This window comes from Cyclobacterium jeungdonense, from assembly GCF_010994275.1.
In the GTDB taxonomy this organism is placed as follows: domain Bacteria; phylum Bacteroidota; class Bacteroidia; order Cytophagales; family Cyclobacteriaceae; genus Cyclobacterium; species Cyclobacterium jeungdonense.
This window is the reverse complement of sequence record NZ_WMCD01000006.1, coordinates 1-17,494: the sequence shown is the minus strand read 5'-3', so window position 1 is coordinate 17,494 and position 17,494 is coordinate 1. Positions and strand designations below refer to the sequence as shown.

At 43.4% G+C, this 17,494-nt stretch carries 7 protein-coding genes; 3 read left to right on the top strand and 4 right to left on the bottom strand.

Features of this window, described 5'->3' with window-relative positions:
* The first annotated feature begins 367 nt into the window (after positions 1-367).
* Complete coding sequence (gene pelA, locus GKS34_RS13130) at positions 368-1,468, top strand: pectate lyase (protein WP_163385298.1); 1,101 nt, start codon at positions 368-370, stop codon at positions 1,466-1,468.
* An 832-nt stretch (positions 1,469-2,300) separates the two neighbouring features.
* On the opposite strand, the gene GKS34_RS13125 is transcribed toward pelA, so the two are convergent.
* The 3 genes from GKS34_RS13125 to GKS34_RS13115 form a co-directional block, all read right to left on the bottom strand.
* Positions 2,301-3,143 carry an N-acetylmuramoyl-L-alanine amidase-like domain-containing protein gene (locus GKS34_RS13125; RefSeq protein ID WP_163385297.1) on the bottom strand — a complete coding sequence of 281 codons (843 nt, stop codon included), beginning with the start codon at positions 3,141-3,143 and terminating at the stop codon, positions 2,301-2,303.
* A gap of 789 nt (positions 3,144-3,932) precedes the next feature.
* Positions 3,933-4,667: a 23S rRNA pseudouridine(2604) synthase RluF gene (rluF, locus tag GKS34_RS13120; RefSeq protein WP_163385296.1), complete on the bottom strand. Its 735-nt coding sequence runs from the start codon at positions 4,665-4,667 to the stop codon at positions 3,933-3,935.
* The gene (locus GKS34_RS13115; RefSeq protein WP_163385295.1) at positions 4,658-5,647 is read right to left on the bottom strand and encodes a D-alanine--D-alanine ligase; all 990 of its coding nucleotides are present in this window, start codon (positions 5,645-5,647) and stop codon (positions 4,658-4,660) included. The genes rluF and GKS34_RS13115 overlap by 10 nt, the downstream gene beginning before the upstream one ends.
* A gap of 492 nt (positions 5,648-6,139) precedes the next feature.
* Here GKS34_RS13115 and GKS34_RS13110 point away from each other — a divergent pair, with 492 nt between their 5' ends.
* The gene (locus GKS34_RS13110; protein WP_163385294.1) at positions 6,140-15,166 is read left to right on the top strand and encodes a non-ribosomal peptide synthetase; all 9,027 of its coding nucleotides are present in this window, start codon (positions 6,140-6,142) and stop codon (positions 15,164-15,166) included.
* A gap of 623 nt (positions 15,167-15,789) precedes the next feature.
* Here GKS34_RS13110 and GKS34_RS13105 read toward each other — a convergent pair.
* Positions 15,790-16,542, bottom strand: coding sequence for a CPBP family intramembrane glutamic endopeptidase (locus tag GKS34_RS13105; protein WP_163385293.1), 753 nt, complete (start codon positions 16,540-16,542; stop codon positions 15,790-15,792).
* A 595-nt stretch (positions 16,543-17,137) separates the two neighbouring features.
* Between GKS34_RS13105 and GKS34_RS13100 the strand changes: the two genes are divergently transcribed.
* Positions 17,138-17,494 (top strand): helix-turn-helix domain-containing protein (locus tag GKS34_RS13100; RefSeq protein ID WP_163385292.1); only part of this gene is annotated, 357 nt, incomplete at its 3' end.

Sequence of the window (17,494 nt, the reverse complement as noted above, 5' to 3'; positions counted from 1 at the left end):
ATTCGTTACCAGTAAAAACCAGACTAAGGGTCTCTTGAGTTGTTTCTCCAGGGACAATTCCTCTTTGTCCATATAAATTTTGAGCTCCTACTTCGCCGCCTTTCAAATTCAAAAAAACAAAAATGAACATCCTGCATAAACAACCAATTGTAGATTCATAATCCTTCTATACTTCCCGGATAAGACCTAAATAGATCGTTCGTATGCTGGTAATTTTAGATCTCCTATTCTGTATTTCCATCATTATAGTGATTGGAATCTGCTCCTTTATTATTTAGTAATTCTGCCCTCCATGTGCCAGTAGTTACCCTAAAAAAGATTTTAGTAACTTGTTTTTTTAAATCCTAACGTTAAACCCATCCGAAGCATGTACCCAAGACCGCAATTTGCTACACTCGTTCTACTTTTCACGCTTTTCCTGTATCCCCCACACTTAAAAAGCCAGTCGCAGGAAAACATCCCCTGGGGCCAGGTATTAGAACAGGATGCATCCTGGTACGGGTCAGACCAGGCAGTGCGAATTGCCGAAAATATCCTACTTCACCAGAAAGAAAACGGTGGCTGGTATAAGAATATCGACATGTCGGAGGAATTGACGAATGCAGAAAAAGAAAGCCTGATTGCGGAAAAATCCGATATCATCGGCACCACCCTGGATAACGATGCGGGATTTATTCAAATTGAATACCTGGCCAGGGTGTATCAGGAGACGGGAGATACTCGCTATGAAAATGCCGCTCTCGCTGGCATTGATTACTTATTGGAAGCCCAATACGAAAACGGGGGCTGGCCGCAATATTATCCCCTGCGCGAGGGATATTATACCCACATCACTTACAACGACGGCGCCATGATACAGGCTATGAACCTGCTCCGATCAATATCAAAAAAAGAGTCCCTCTACGCCTTTGCTGGTAACTCACGGAGAAAAAAAGCCCAGCAGGCCATCGATAAGGGCCTGGAAATAATATTGGCCTCGCAAATTCAGGTGGACGGCCAACTTACTGCCTGGTGCGCCCAAATTGACCGGGAAGACCTGAGCCCGGTAAAGGCCAGGGCCTACGAGCTTCCCTCCATAAGTGGATCTGAAAGTGTGGGAATCGTGCGTTACCTGATGCAGCTTGAGCAGCCGGATGAAGCGGTGATTCAGGCGATTGAAAGTGCGGTGCGCTGGTTTGAAGAAGTAAAACTAGAAAACATTCGTTTGGATAGGGTTGAAAATCCCGATTTGCCGCAGGGATATGACCGGATTGTGGTACCCGATAAAAATGCCGAACCATTGTGGGCCAGGTTTTACGAAATCGGCACCAATAGGCCCATGTTTGTGGGCAGGGATAGTGTGGTGCGGTACGCGCTTTCAGAGATTGAACACGAAAGGAGAATCGGATACAGCTATCTCGGAGCCTATGCAAAAGAGCTACTGGAAATCGACTTTCCGAATTGGAAGAGGAGAATGGGGGACTTATAAGAGACTTAGAGACTTAGAGGAGGGGGGATTTGAGGATGATTGCCTGGCGTGCGGAGGTGGGCATTCTTTTAGTAACAGAGGACACGGAGGTGGCACGAAGGGCTCTGAGGTTTTTGGGGGAACAAATGGGATCGTGAGCCATAAAGACTGAGGGACTAAGAGACGAAGGGATGGCAGCAAAAAAAAATCTTAGCGACCTCTGTGCCTCCCTTGTGCTCTCTGAGACCAAAACCTTCCTTTTATTACACAAAAAAAAGCTACGAAACACTGTTCCATAGCTTTAGTCAATTAACAATAAACCCAAAATAACCTGCTGTAGGAGAAGGATTCGAACCTCCACGGGGCAGTTAGGCAAAACACGAGCTCGATATTTGCTTTATGCTGAAATCCCCACCCCCGAGACAGGAGGGCATGTCTGCCAGTTTCATCATCCTACAGTATCTTTTCAATTTTTTCGGTCTCCAAAAGCAAGCTTTTTTTAACCGATCAAGACCGTTTGCCTTTTTTTGATATGTCAAAGGTAATAAAACAATTGATTTATTGAAAATAAATTAATAAAAATAATATTTTTTATATTATTTTTAATTTTTGTCCCCTATTGATAATAAATATGCAACAGAGAATCATAACTAGCCTGTCTGGTTGCAAATATCAAAATTGACGGTTCCGGAATGGCTGTATTTGGATCACTTTTGCTAATAATTCAGAAGTTTTTCCCTGAAATCCTCAAGTCACCATCCACATTTACCACGTTCATCCTGCAACTAATTTACACGGGTAAATGCCAGGAAATGGATCATATTCGATTTGGAAAAAGTTAATGGAAATGCCCTCAGGGCCTCACTAATCTACTGACCATAATCCCGGACTGGGATTTATTACCCTTCAAATAATCACTCAAAGGTTTATCAGAAATTTCCACCTGCATGGACCGGGTACTCGCATGCAATAGATGGATGAGGCCATTTTGTTCAATAGCAAAACCGACATGCACGATATCCAGGTTTTTCATAGTGGTGGTGATAGCAATCAGATCTCCGGGCTTGATTTTATCCACATGCCTGCTCAATTCCTCCTTGGGCACAAAAGAATAGGTTCTTAATTTGATTTCTTCCTCTATAGCTTTTAGCTGTACCAAAAATTCAGGGTTGTTTAACTGAACGTAAAACCGGGGGTTGGCTGACATAAAGGAAGGCTTATTTTCATAATACCGGCCACCCATTTCACTGGTAATGTCATTTAAAATCCCCTTCCGCTGATTTTGATAGGTCCAGTCTGAGAAATAATGCAATCGGGAAGAATAATCCCTCTTGATACCGTCGCGATACCTTAAAAATTCAAGTTCCTGTTCATAATCCTCAAACGACAAACGCCCTTGTTTGGTAAGCCTGGCAAGGACAACAACCGTCTCCAGAAACGTGGTGCAATCCAGGCCCATCACATCAATCACCAATTTTTCTTCCCCGGGCAACTCCAGGGTTTTCTCCACGTAGGGCGTATGAATAAACTGGCTGCCTATGTTGACAATCAAATCATTCGTCGACAATTTCGAATATTTCGTTTGCGAAAGCTCACTGAAGGCAGCTTCGAGAATGTTGCGACTTTCCACAGAGCAGACCGTCTGTCCCTGAAGCAATACAGGAATGAAGCAAAGAATCAGGGCCGTTAATCTCATGGAATTCAAAAGTCAAGTTAAGCATCCAGGGTGGACTGAGACAAATTATTGATGGTTTTAAGGTACGAATATTTTTAAAATTTATGCTCCGTAATAGAAAAAATTATGCTTTCGCACTTTTATGGAAAAATGCAGGCAACTGGACCTTGAGTCCATGCAGAGCATTGAAAAAAGACTCTTAGAGGTAAGAAAATGGACGAAGAAGAAAAAGAAGGGATATAAGGCGATAAAAGAAATTGAAGGACTTTGGCCTTCGACAAACTCAGCCACCGTAAGGACTGGACTGAAAGAGATTGAAAATGAATAAATTTTTTGAGTTCTTTATGCGGCGTTTGTCTTCTCCCTGAGCTCAAATCTATATTCAGAAGGAAACAAAAAAGCCATGAAACACTGTTTCATAGCTTTAGTCAATTAACAATAAACCCAAAATAACCAGCTGTAGGAGAAGGATTCGAACCTCCACGGAGCGGTTTGGCAAAATACGAGCTCGCTATTTGCTTTATTCCGGACTCTCCACCCCCGAGACAGGAGGGCATGTCTGCCAGTTTCATCACCCTACAAGATTTCAAACTTTTTAAGACCGTTTGTCTTTGTTTGTTACTTCAAAGGTAATAAAGGAATTGATAAAATAAAATTATATCAATAATTAGGGCATTTATTTACAGTATTTCTAACATTTATGATTCTTACTTATGAATTTCATAATTGAAGTTGAAAAGGAAGCCGTGGAATTGACTATTTTTCAATGGACAAGCGTAAATAGGCTATTACAGCCTCGAAACGCTCTTTTCAGGGTTGCGTTTTGGAAGAGTGAGCCACCATCTGTAGGATTTCTTGTAATTCAGATTCGGTCAGGTCGCGCCATTGGCCCGTAGGCAGATCCAATTGAATATTCATGATACGGATGCGCTTTAGTGAAACCACCTGATAGCCCAGGTATTCGCACATACGCCGGATTTGCCGGTTGAGTCCCTGGGTTAGGATAATCTTAAAGGTATTTTTCCCCAACTGTTTTACCTGGCACTTCCGGGTCATCACCCCCAGTATGGGGACGCCACTGCTCATCTTCTCGATGAAGTCCGGACGGATGGGTTTATTTACCCGAACCAGGTATTCCTTTTCGTGGTAATTGCCGGCTCTCAGGATTTTATTCACAATATCCCCGTCGCTGGTCAACAGAATTAGCCCCTCGCTAGGCTTATCCAGGCGCCCGATAGGAAATATCCTCCTCGGGTGCTTGATAAAATCAACAATATTATCCTTTTCCCCTTCCGTATCGGTGGTGCATACGATGCCTACCGGTTTGTTAAACGCGATGTAAACGGGCTTTTCCTCCGGTTCGGATATCAATTTTCCGTCCACCCTGACTTCATCTTCCGGGCCGATTTTTGTTCCCATTTCAGGAACCTCCCCATTGATGGTCACCCTGCCAGCCTCGATGAGTTTGTCCGCAGCCCGGCGGGAACAATAGCCTGCTTCGCTTAAATACTTGTTGATCCGTACCCGATTTTTGTCTACCGCCACATTTCTTCGATTAGTTCCGTATAAAAATCCTTTAAGGTCATACCAGCAGCGCGAACTTGTTGGGATATCAGGCTGGTTTCGGTCTGTCCTGGCACGGTGTTGATTTCGATAAAGAAAAAATTGCCGGTTTCCTTTTCCAAAAAATAATCCATACGAACCGATCCTTTGCAGTTGAGTTTCAAATAAACTTGCTCTGCAATCCGGTTTACACGTGCTACTTCCCGCTCTTCCATTCGGCCAGGGGTAATCTCCTCGGAAACGCCCGGGCTGTACTTGGCTTCGAAGTCGAAAAACTCTTTGGAACTGATGATCTCGGTAGCTGGAAGTACGGTAACTTTTCCATCTGTTTTATAAATGCCGATGGAAAACTCCCTTCCCGTAACAAATTCCTCCACCAAGACCTGCTTGTCCTCCTGAAAGGCCTTGTCCAGGGCCTCATCCAGCTCCTCTTTTTCCTTCACCTTGCTCATACCAATGCTGCTGCCACCGTTATTGGGTTTTACAAAATAGGGCAGGCGTAGCTGTTCCAGCACAAGGGAGGCATTTCCTTTCTGATTGGAAAACAACTGCAGGGAATTTGCCAGGTGCAGGTCTTCGATTCCGGAAAGAATGGCTTTGGTATACCCCTTGTTCATGGTAATGGAAGAAGTCAGGGCATCACAGGTAGTATAGGGAATACCTAGCATATCAAAGTACCCGGCCAGCTTCCCATCCTCGCCCGGAGAACCGTGAATGATGTTAAAAATACCATCAAAGGAAATCTTTTCTCCATCCTTTATTACGGTAAACCCGTTCATGTCCACTGGCCACTTCGTACCCTCTTCCCCCTCCAGGTACCAATTGCCCGGGTAAATATGTAGCGGATACACATCGTAACGGTCCCGGTCCAGGTGTTGGGCCACTACGGCAGCGCTTTTTTCGGAGACCACCGACTCCGCGGTATATCCACCCATGATCAGGGCGAGTTGTTTCTTCTTCATGGATAAAAATTTATAAGTACGAATTACCGGATTTTTAATTTAAAATAGAAAAGTTAATTAACCTGAATAAAATAGTACAGAATGATTTGATGATGTAATGGTATGATGGACTATCTGTTTGATTTGCTGATGTTCCACTTTTACCTGACTAATGCAGGACAACAGGGAAGATTTATCCGGCTTTATTTCGTTGTTTTTAGCGATTCGAATATTTAATCCGAACACTTCTAAAAGGATGAAATTTGAACCTTATATCTACTTTTATGTTGGTTATACTATTTTTTTCTTAATTTAATAATTTTATTTTAGTGCAATTCTAAAATTTTTGACTTATGTTGCTATATATATTCACCTGTAGCATATCCATAAAGGTACTTGCTCAAAGCCGGTTTGAAATCAGCTAGCCAATCTAAAAAAATTACAATAGTAGCTGATACTTTTCGTCCAACAAATCGCGGCCGTTTTAAGCTTTTATGGGCAATTTATAGCAAAATGGAAAACTCATTCAATAGCGAACAAGAAAGACCCGGCGGTTTAAATAAAAACCCACCAAGCGCCGCCCTGTTTTTAAACCCATCTGGGTGTCTCTTTTCTTCTGCCTGGTATCCTAAAAACAAAACCATTGTCGAAATTCTCGAGGAAGTGGCCGCAAGCTGTCCCGAAGGAATTGCACTGGTTTATGAAGAATCTTCCCTAACCTATTACGAGCTAAACAAAAGGGCCAACCAAGTCGCTCATATTTTAATAAAAAAAGGCATTACCACCGAGAGCCTGGTTCCGTTTTGTATGGAAAAATCCATCGACATGATGGTTACCCTTTTTGGGATTTTAAAATCCGGAGCCGCCTATGTACCCATTGACCCAAACTATCCTGTAGAACGGATACGCTATATTCTGGCAGATATCGGGGCAAAAATCCTTTTGGTAAATAATACGCTAGCAGGCAAATCACCAATTTCGGGGACCATTGACCTCCTAGATGTATCCTCGATTTTGGCGGAATCAACTTCCAGCGCTAACCCTAAAATAAAGCCTGGTCCCGAAAACCTGGCATATGTCATTTACACCTCCGGTTCTACCGGAAAACCAAAAGGAGTCATGGTCCCTCACAGGGGTCTACTGGATCATTGTTTTGGATTAATAGAACGTGCGGCACTACAAGATTGTACGTCCTATGCGGTAACCGCACCTATCGTATTCGATGCCGGTCATTCGCTGATTCATATTGCCATCATTCAGGCTAGCACCATCCATCTGTTATCAGACAGCGTCGTTTTAGACAGTGAAAAATTTGCTTCCTACTTTGAAAAGCATCAAATCGACTGCCTGAAAATCGTTCCCTCCCTTTGGCTAACACACTCTGAAAATGGAGTGCTACCCTTGCCCTCGAAAACATTAATTTTCGGGGGTGAGATTTTCCCAGTTTCCATCCTTACCTTGCTTAGGGAGCGGAATTTCACCGGGGATGTATTTAATCATTATGGGCCAACGGAAGCATCCATAGGAAAAACATTATACCGTGTAGAACTAAATTACCATTACCATCAGGTCCCCATAGGAATGCCCTATTCCAATTCATTCATTTTACTTTTGAATAGCAATCTTGAAACGGTCGCTGAGGGAGAAGCGGGTGAGATCTATATAGGTGGAGAAGGCATAAGCAGAGGGTATCTTAATTCACCGCGTGCTACTGCTAGTCGTTTTATCCCTGATTTTTATTCTGGTAACAATGGAGACTTGCTGTACCGTACCGGTGACCTGGCCAAAATATCCACTGATGGGAACATCATTTTTATAGGAAGATTGGATGATCAGGTCAAAATAAACGGGCACCGAATAGAGCCTGGAGAAATCGAGAAAAGTATTTATCAATTTGAAAGCGTCAAACAAATAGCAGTCGTAGCCAAAAGCAATCCGAATCGCAAAACCTATCTAGTGGCTTATTTCGTGTCGCATCAAAATAGCACCCAACAGAATTTAAAAGCAAAGCTCAAATCACAACTTCCACCCCATATGATTCCCCAGTATTGGGTAGCAATGGAAGAAATGCCCTTGACCAGAAATGGTAAAATTGATAAAAGGGCCTTGCCTGATCCCGAATGGAAAAGCTCCAATTTATCAGATCATCAACTGCCCCAAACCAAGACCGAAAAGCTGCTTTTGGGGATATGGCAAAAGGTTTTGGGTTGGGAAAAGATGGGTATTCGAGATAACTTTTTTGAGCTTGGCGGCGATTCGTTACTCATCATCCGGGCCATTGCGTCGATAAAGAAAACCTTTGGAAAACGCCTTTCGGTAAGTGATTTTTTTGAAAACCCCAGCATCTCTGCGCTAAGCAAGGTAATCGCTAACGCAAACGCTGAGGTACAGGTCATTGAACCGGCAGAAGAGAAAGCGTTTATTCCCCTTTCCTTTAATCAGGAAGCGCTCTGGATCATTCACCATTCAGCTGGAAGCGTTGAATATCATTTGCCCATGGTTTTCAAGATATCGGGTGAATTGGATGTTGCATCCCTCAAAGCTTCATTGAAAGAACTGGTAAAAAGGCATTTACCCCTACGAACCGTCATTTATCAATCGGAAAAGGGTCTGGAGCAACAGTTTCTTGAGCCGGAATCCTGGGTTCTACAAGAGTTTATTTCATCCCAAACCGAGGATGAGATCCAAAACGATTGGGTTTTTAAATCCATGTTGGAAAGGCCTTTTGACCTCTCTAAGGATTACATGATACGGGCTGTGTTGTTCCACATCCAGCCTCAAAAATACCTTTTGGGAGTGCTTGTCCATCACATCGCCTGGGATGGCTGGTCCACCACGCTTTTCAAAAACCAATTGGCAGCCCTTTACCGTCAATTTAAAAATGACACGCCTATTTCCCTCTCATTTCCGGAATTGGATTACGCGGATTTTTCGATTTATCAAAGAAACCGCCTACAGGGAAATTCACTGGATCATTCCCTTCAGTATTGGAAAATGAAACTGCATGGAGTCCAGAACAGCCAACTTAGAACCGATTTTCCCAGTACCTCAGCAACTACTACCACCGGAGCTTCTCATGAATTCGTTATCGATAGGGATACCGTTTCCAAATTAAAATTGCTGGCAAAAAAACAGCAGGCAACGCTCTTTATGGTATTGCTGGCCGGGTTTAATGCCTTGCTCAAACGCTATAGCAGTCAGGAAGATATCTGTGTGGGCACTCCGGTAGCGGGAAGGGAACACGAAGGATTGGATCAATTGATTGGTTATTTTGTGAATCCGCTACCCATTCGAACATGGGTCCAAGACAACACCAAATTTGAGGAATTGATTGGAGCGGTCAAAAAAAACATGCTGGAGGCCTTCGAGCACGGTCACGTGCCCTTTAGCGAAATCGTTAAGCTGTCTGAGGATTTTAGGATTTCCGGTAGAAATCCCATTTTCCAAGTCCTCTTTGTCATGCAAAACAATGCTTCGTCAACCCTAAATTTAGAAGGACTGGACACGGTTCCACTGAGAATTTCCCAGCAGACTTCTGGTTTTGAGTTGACCCTGGAAATCAAAGAAACGGAAGACTCCCTACAGGGAATGATTGAATATCGGACCTCATTGTTTAGCTCGTCCACGATTGCCTATCTATCAGACCATTACCTGCAATTATTGAAGTCCGTAACCCGCGACCCTCAAAGCACTATTGATGGAATCAACCTCCTAAGCGATAGCGAAAACGATTTTGTTTTAACTAATGGTATCGATTTTAGCCTTCCGGATGAGTTTTCGGGGCGTACGGTTATTCAGTTAATGGCCGAACAAGTAACCCGTTTTCCTGAAAATACGGCCATCCAGTTTAATGACGAACGCCTTTCGTATAGGGAATTAGAGTTACAGTCGAACGTAGTGGCAAATCATTTGATCCAAAATGGAGTAGGGTTCCGTTCGTTTGTTCCCATTTGTTTGGATAATTCCCCTCAGATGATAATCGGCATCCTGGGAATCCTCAAGGCTGGCGCAGCGTACGTACCGGTAGATCCCTTAACTCCGCCTGAAAGAATTCAATTTATCCTTGGCGACATCCGGGCTTCCTGGATCCTCACTGATAAAGAAACCGAACCCTTTGTTCGGGAGCATTTTTCCAGCCTTTCTATCTTAACGCTAGATACAAACCTAAGCGGAATTGATGGCCAGAATCCTAACGCATCAAAGTTAATCCCTTCTCCGGAGAACACAGCCTACCTAATCTATACATCGGGCACCACCGGCAGGCCCAAAGGGGTAATGATCAGTCATCAAGGTTTGTTTTTATTTTTATTTTCCAGAAAAAAATATTACCCGGATAATTTTTCCATTCCCCTTTTAACCTCCTTTTCTTTCGATGCGTCCATACCCGTTATTTTTGGGACATTGGCAAGTGGAAACACCCTGGTTTTAGGAACCTCAGCTCAGCTTAAAGACCCTAAGGAGTTAAGCCGATTACTACACCGTACAGAATCAATTATTTGTGTGCCTTCCTTTTACCGATTTTTACTCACTGAAAATCTAATTCCTTCTGGCCGGATCAAACGGGTGATTTTAGGTGGTGAGCGGGTTGAAAATACCCTGGTGGCTTTACATTTTGACAAGAATAAAGCAGCCAGACTATTCAATGAATACGGTCCCACCGAAGTTACCGTATGGGCAACGGTTACCGAATTGACATCAGCGAAGGAAAGAATAACCATTGGAAAGCCCATCACCCACATTAAAACCTATGTATTGGATCCATTAGGTGCGGTCTGTCCGGTAGGCATTGCGGGAGAGCTATGTATCTCCGGAGATAGCTTGGCCATAGGTTACCTGAACCGTCCCGATTTGACCGCTGCCCGTTTTGTTCCGGATCCCTTTTCGAAGGTGAAAAACCGAAGGATGTACAAAACCGGGGACAAGGCAAGGTTACTACCTGACGGCAATCTGGAGTTTCTGGGGAGGATAGACAATCAGGTAAAATTAAGGGGCTTTAGAATCGAACCAGAAGAGATTGAAGCCATACTGGATGAATCAGCCTGTGTCGAAAAGGCAATCGTTACCTGTTGCGGGGAATCTACGGAAAATCAAAAGCTGGTCGGTCATGTAATCGTCACTAACCATTCTACATCCCTTGCAGGAGAACAGATTAGCCCCAAACTTATCGCCCATCTTTCCGAACGGCTACCGGCACACATGGTACCCGACCAATGGAATTACCTAACTGAAATGCCATTGACCGTTAATGGCAAAATAGACCGAAAAAAACTGTCTCAAGCCGACATCCGGGTAGGCCCCAAGGAGTTCAGCGCAGAACTTGAGAGCGCCACGGAAAAACGTCTAAAGGTCGTTTGGAAAGACCTGCTAAAAATCGATCGGATTGGCGTTCATGATAATTTCTTCCAAATAGGCGGTCATTCCCTCCTTGCAATTCGATTAATAAATGCGATCCGAGAGCAATTTGATTACGAAATCAAATTCGCTGATTTTTTTAAGCACCCCACCCTTCGGCAGCTATCGGTATTGATAGACGGGGATACCATCGCTCCATTACCGACCAATTCTACCAAAAATAATACAGATAATAAGGAGTTTCCGCTTTCTTTTAGTCAGGAAAGCTTATGGCTCGCCGATAGACTGGAAGGGTCCCAACAGTATCACATTCCACTGGTCTTAAAACTAAAGGGAAGGTTACATATTCATGCCTTAGAAATGGCCCTGCAGGCGATCTGTAGTCGACATGAGGTATTGCGCTCCGTCTACCGCTATACCGGCGAAAACATTCACCAGGTAGTGCGGGATCTCGATTCCTGGCACTTGGAGGTGAAAGACATTTCTAAGGAAAACTGGGACCAACAGGCACTTGATGATTTTATTTATCAGTGCATCAGCAAACCATTTGATTTGGAAAGGGATGCAATGTTTCGGGCATTGTTGATTCGTCAATCTGGCGAAGTAAATATCCTGGTCATGACCTTCCATCACATTGCCTTTGACGGATGGTCGGTGGGGTTATTTATGCAAGAACTCGAGAACTTTTACACCCAGCAAAAGAATAAAAACAAAATAGATGCGGACCCTTTGCCTATTCAATACGTGGATTACGCACGCTGGCAAAGGGAGCGGATTCCGGTTAATGGCTTTGAGAAGAAAATGGCATATTGGAGGGAAAAGCTGGGAGGATTACAGCCAGCAAAGCTAGCGGAACGAAAGGGCCCTGTTGACCTGCCTTCTACCTCAGGCGATGCCCGTAAGTTCCTATTTCCAACTCACATTTCCGAAAATGTAAAAGCAGTTGCTCAGCAAACCGGTACAACGGTGTACATGGTTTTAATGGCCACCTTAAAAACGCTACTCTACCAACTGACCCGTCAACCGGATATTTGTGTGGGTACGGTGGTTGCAGATCGGAATCACCTACATACCGACAAATTGCTTGGGTATTTTATAAACACGCTTCCCATTCGTTCTCAGCTAAACCCCGGTTCTACGTTTACCGACTTTCTCCAGGAAGTGAAAGGCAACTGCCTGGAAGCCTTTGAATACGGGGATGTGCCTTTTGAAAAAATTGTGGCGGCTACCCAAGCGGAAAGACAATTAGGTAGCAATCCCCTTTTTCAGGTGATGTTTGTACTCCAGAACAGCTTTGATGAAAAGGGCTGGCAACTGGATCAGCTACAAGTAGAAAAACTCGAGACCCAATCAAAAAGGGCTAAGTTTGATCTATTGTTTACCGTTTCTGAGGCGGACAGTGGATTCAAAGGCCTGATGGAATACAAAACTTCTTTGTTCAATTCTACAGAAATAGAGGGAATAATCGAAAAATACCTGCAGTTATTGGACACCCTTTTTCGGCAGCCTTCTGAACCGATGGATCATTTGTTCCCGGAAACCAATCCTACTAAAACTAATGATCCTGCGGTCGTTTCAAGCCTTTTTCCGGATGATTTTAAGCCTGTTCAGGAATTAATAGAAACAGCAGCAGCCAACTTTGGCAGCAAGAAGGCCATCCTATCTAAAAATACTTCCTGCACCTATAAGGAATTGAATGAAACAGCGAATCAACTGGCAGACTTACTTTGCCAACAAGGGGTTGGGAGGAACGATATCGTCGGAGTGGTAATGGATCGATCGATTGAAATGATCACCTCTATTTTGGCCGTGTTGAAAGCCGGTGCTGCTTACCTTCCGGTAGACACCGACTTCCCCGAGGAAAGAATCAGTTATATGCTAAAGGACGCCGCAAAAGTTCATATAACACAGCGTAAGTATGAGGGGAACTTTACTACCCAATCGAAGGAAATTCTTTGGGAAGTATTTGTGGAAAACCAATCGGGTTATTCAAAACAAGATCGGCCGTCAACTAATGAAGCCCCTGATGCCGCCTACATCATCTATACCTCCGGATCCACCGGAAAGCCGAAAGGAGTCATCCTTACGCACGACAACCTGTATAACTTTCTAAAAACGGTAAGCCAAAAACCCGGGATAAGTGCCCCTAACCAGTTTCTGGCCGTCAGTTCTGCCTCCTTTGATATCGCCCTCCTGGAATTAATACTACCCTTTGTACATGGGGCTCAAGTGGTGATTCTGGATCAATTTGAGAGAAAAGACCCACGGGTAATCCTACAATACCTCCGCCAAAAAAAGGCGGATATCATGTTCGCCACGCCTACCCATTGGAAAATGCTACTGGAAAGCGGCTGGAGTTCGCCGGTGGAAAACCTGCAAGTCATTAGCGGAGGGGAAGCCTTAAGTAAGGAGTTGGCCAACCAATTAGTGCCATTATGCCAAAGGCTGTGGAATATTTATGGACCTACGGAAACCACCGTTTTTTCTACCATTAAAAAAATACAAGCCGATCAACCGCTGATAACCATTGGCCGCCCTGTACTGAATACCCAGATTTACATACTTGATGAACAGCAAAAACCGGTGCCTACCGGATGGGAGGGAGAATTGTATATTTCCGGTAAGGGAGTCGGGAAAGGCTACCTAAACCAACCCGAATTAACCCAGGAGAAATTTTCCCCAGATCCCTTTCAGACAGAGCTCGGTACTTACATGTACAAAACGGGTGACCGGGGAAAATTCCTTCCAGATGGGGAAATCCAGATTTTAGGAAGAATAGACAATCAAATCAAGCTGAGAGGTCACCGTATAGAACTTGAAGAAATCGAACAAGCCATAAACAGGCTTGGTTCGGTAAAAGAAAGCATTGTCCTCTTCAGAAATACCTCCCGCAACGATAAAGGACTGGTTGCCTACCTTTTACTAAAAAATAATGGAAAAGGACTCGTTGACGATAATAAAGCAATCTTAAGCAGCACCATTAAGGATTGGAAAAGGAAACTATCCACTATCCTTCCTGCCTATATGTTGCCCTATGATTATGTCATGGTGGATCATTTTCCCCATACAGCGAGCGGTAAAGTAGACCGGCTAAAACTCCCGGACCCGATCGCAGTAGCTCAAGAGGTTGTTTTACTTCCTGAGACAGCAGAAGAAAAGATGGTAGCAGAAATATGGAAAGAGGCCTTGGGATTAACCAACATTGATATTACGGATAATTTTTTCGATTTGGGAGGGCATTCACTCATAGCTGTGAAAGTAGTGACCCTGATAGAGAAAGCATCGGGAACGCTCCTACCGCTTTCCATCTTGTTTAAATACCCCACCATCCAACAATTAGGTGCTTTCCTGGAAACCAAGGAGGGGTTGCAAAAAGAATGGAAATCCCTGGTCCCCATTCAGCCAAACGGTTCCAAAGCACCCATATACATGGTTCACGGAGCTGGCTTGAACGTCATGCCCTTTCAGGCGCTTGCCAAGTATTTTGACCGGGACCAACCTATTTTTGGCCTGCAATCCAAAGGAATGGATGGCGAAGCAACCTCCTATGAATCTGTGGAAGAAATTGCTGCTTCCTATATCGCTGAAATCAGGGAAAACAGTCCTTCGGGTGAAATAATCCTTGCCGGCTATTCCCTTGGAGGAATCATTGCTTTCGAAATGGCCAGGCAACTCAGCGGATCCTCTATCCATGTCAAGCACCTTTTTTTACTGGACAGTTACGCTACCTTTGCCAGCGATAAAAATAGCCCAAAAAACAAGTTACTCAACAAAATATACAAGGAGTACCACAAGAAATCCTTTGATTTAAAATTACTGCTTCGCCATCCTGCCATTTTAAGGGAAATTAAATCCAGGTCCTTCAGCAAAAAGCTTACGAAGCTACTTGTCAAACTGGGAGTAAAAGCAAAAGAATCAGAAAACCCCATTCTACTAAGAATAAATAAAATAAAGGCCATGCATTTGGCCGCATGCAGGAACTATACGCCCGGATTTTATCAGGGAGAGATCGTCTTGCTACGGGCCAGGCTTCGCACCAAATATTTCTTCGATCCCGAAACCCTGGGATGGAAGGGCTGCTCCAGCACTATCCGTATCGTCGACGTAGAAGGCATGCATTCAGAGCTATTTTCCGAACCTAATGAAGGCAAATTGGCTGCCTGTATTAAGCGAATTATTGGGGAGTAGGTTAATTATAGGATGGTTTGATGTGATGATGTGACCATATGATTATTTGATGGTAAAATGACATTACTTGTTTTTTATTCACGCTTGCCCATGGCAAATGGCCTTTTGATAAATGGTTTTTCAAATGGTACTTTCGTAGATATCAGGGATGAAATTGCAAATTTCACCCAGCAGGATTGATGATGCGATTATTTGATGGTCTCATGGTACGATGTGCAGATTTATTGATTTGCAAATGGTGTGTCTTGTCCTGAAATAACCAACTAAACCCTAAATTAATAACGTACACGATCTCCAAAAAATAAATGCCAACAAATATGAAAACTGCTCCCATAGACCAATCAACCTATCGGCCCTTACTAATATGCTGATTTAATAACCGGGGTCGTGTCTAAACAGTTAACTGATTAAACAGTTAAACATCCTTGTCTCGTTATACGGTTTTGTCAGAGGTTTAGGGGTGGGATTCCCCTTTGCCTACTCGAATGAGGTTTCGTGGCGTATTGGGAATCTATTTTTCCATTATATAAATCCCATAGTGGAAGAATTAGGTGTAATCATTCCAATTGAAATTCCCGTCTACAATTCAGAATTCCCAAGTATTCAAAATCTATCTGAATCCATCAAACTATTTGATCTGTTAGCACCATGACGACATGAGCAAAAATATGGGCGAGGAAGGCACTTTCCAATCCTTTTTTCCAATAGAGCCATCCGAAAACAAGCCCTCCAATAGTGTTGCCCAAAAGCACATAGGTTATCATAATGATACTGGGATTTCCTACAGATTGAAAGACTACGGGGAAATGGCCCATTGCAAAAATTAGGGAGGAAATGATTATACCCATCCAATATATTTGGGGTTTGATTCCCTTTGAAAGTTTAGCTCCTAACCAAACCAACAGCGTCATCAAACCAAAACGCATGAAGATTTCTTCCGTTATGCCACCATATAAAACCCTTGCCGGAAGTGTAAGTTGCAGTTGACCGCTGAGGAGTTCAAATTCCGAAGGGGAGAGTAACCTGAAAAGTCCAAGTAGGCTCAATACAATTCCTGTGAGAATTCCCCCTGAGATCCCAAATAAAAGTATTTCCCTAAGTTGGATGGAATCTTGTTTGATGCCCAAAAACTTCTCAATTATTGGGACGCTGAGGTTTACTTTTTGGTAAAGTAACGTTCCCACAAGTACGGCCACTATCAAAATAATGGCCGGGTTAATCAATATCAACAGCTTAATCTGGGATGGCGTAAACTGATCCCCTAATACGGATAATACCTCCTCCGGCAATGGGATATCCATGGTCAAGATGGACAGCATGCCCAACATGCCAAGGACAAATAGGATAAGGGCGAGGTAAAACTTCTTTTTTTTCATTGCTATCCATTTTTGTTACTCAATATATGATTTGCGAAAATGGTAAAACCCCCGCTGTCCCTGTCATCCAGTCTCCTTTTCTGGATTATAAATTCTGCTTTACCGCAAAAAGCTGCTTTCAATGTAGTGGAAAAAGAGGATTTCACCAATGACTGGTTTAGGAAGTGTCAGGGGATAGTCTGATGGTACGATGTGCAAAAAATGGCAATGATTTAATAATATGATGGTTTGATGCTGCGATGCCATTACCTGTTTTTCATTTACGAATGGCCATTGCAAATGGCCTACGGGTGAAAGGTTTTCAAAACGGTATTTTCGTAGATTCCAGGGATGAAATTGCAAATTTCACCCAGCAGGAGACGTATCAACAATACGTGGGAAGCCAACTAGGGTAAAAATTTCACCTTTTTACCCTAGTTTACACTGCAAGAGTAATAATTGCCCTCGTTCTTTTGATCCGATTTCCAAATCAAAGCCAAAAGATACCAGCGACAGACCTTCCTTAATATTGATCTGAAAAAGCTACGATGAAATCTGACAGTTAGGGATTAAATTTAGGTGTTGAATCTAATCATTAACCCCTAAAAACTGTCAGATGAATACAGAGACAAAAGTAATAAAAACCAAGGTAGGTTTATTACAATTAGCAGAACAATTAGGCAATGTTTCCCAGGCTTGCAAACTTTTCGGTTACAGCAGAGATAGCTTTTACCGGTTCAAAGAACTCTATGACCAGGGAGGAGAGCTGGCGCTCAGGGAACTTAGCAAAAGGACACCAAATCTCAAGAACCGCATAGAGGCAGAGATAGAGGATGCGGTAGTCAAGTTTGCTTTCGAAAATCCTGCGATGGGCCAGCTTCGGGTATCCAACGAACTTAAGAAGAAAGGGCTTTTTATTTCTCCCGCAGGGGTAAGATGCGTATGGTTGCGTCATGATCTGGAAACCTTTAAA

Excerpts from the sequence above, each read along its gene's own strand:
- GKS34_RS13115 (WP_163385295.1), bottom strand. The coding sequence starts at position 5,647 with ATGAAGAAGAAACAACTCGCCCTGATCATGGGTGGATATACCGCGGAG.
- GKS34_RS13125 (WP_163385297.1), bottom strand. The coding sequence starts at position 3,143 with ATGAGATTAACGGCCCTGATTCTTTGCTTCATTCCTGTATTGCTTCAG.
- GKS34_RS13105 (WP_163385293.1), bottom strand. The coding sequence starts at position 16,542 with ATGAAAAAAAAGAAGTTTTACCTCGCCCTTATCCTATTTGTCCTTGGC.
- pelA (WP_163385298.1), top strand. The coding sequence starts at position 368 with ATGTACCCAAGACCGCAATTTGCTACACTCGTTCTACTTTTCACGCTT.
- GKS34_RS13110 (WP_163385294.1), top strand. The coding sequence starts at position 6,140 with ATGGAAAACTCATTCAATAGCGAACAAGAAAGACCCGGCGGTTTAAAT.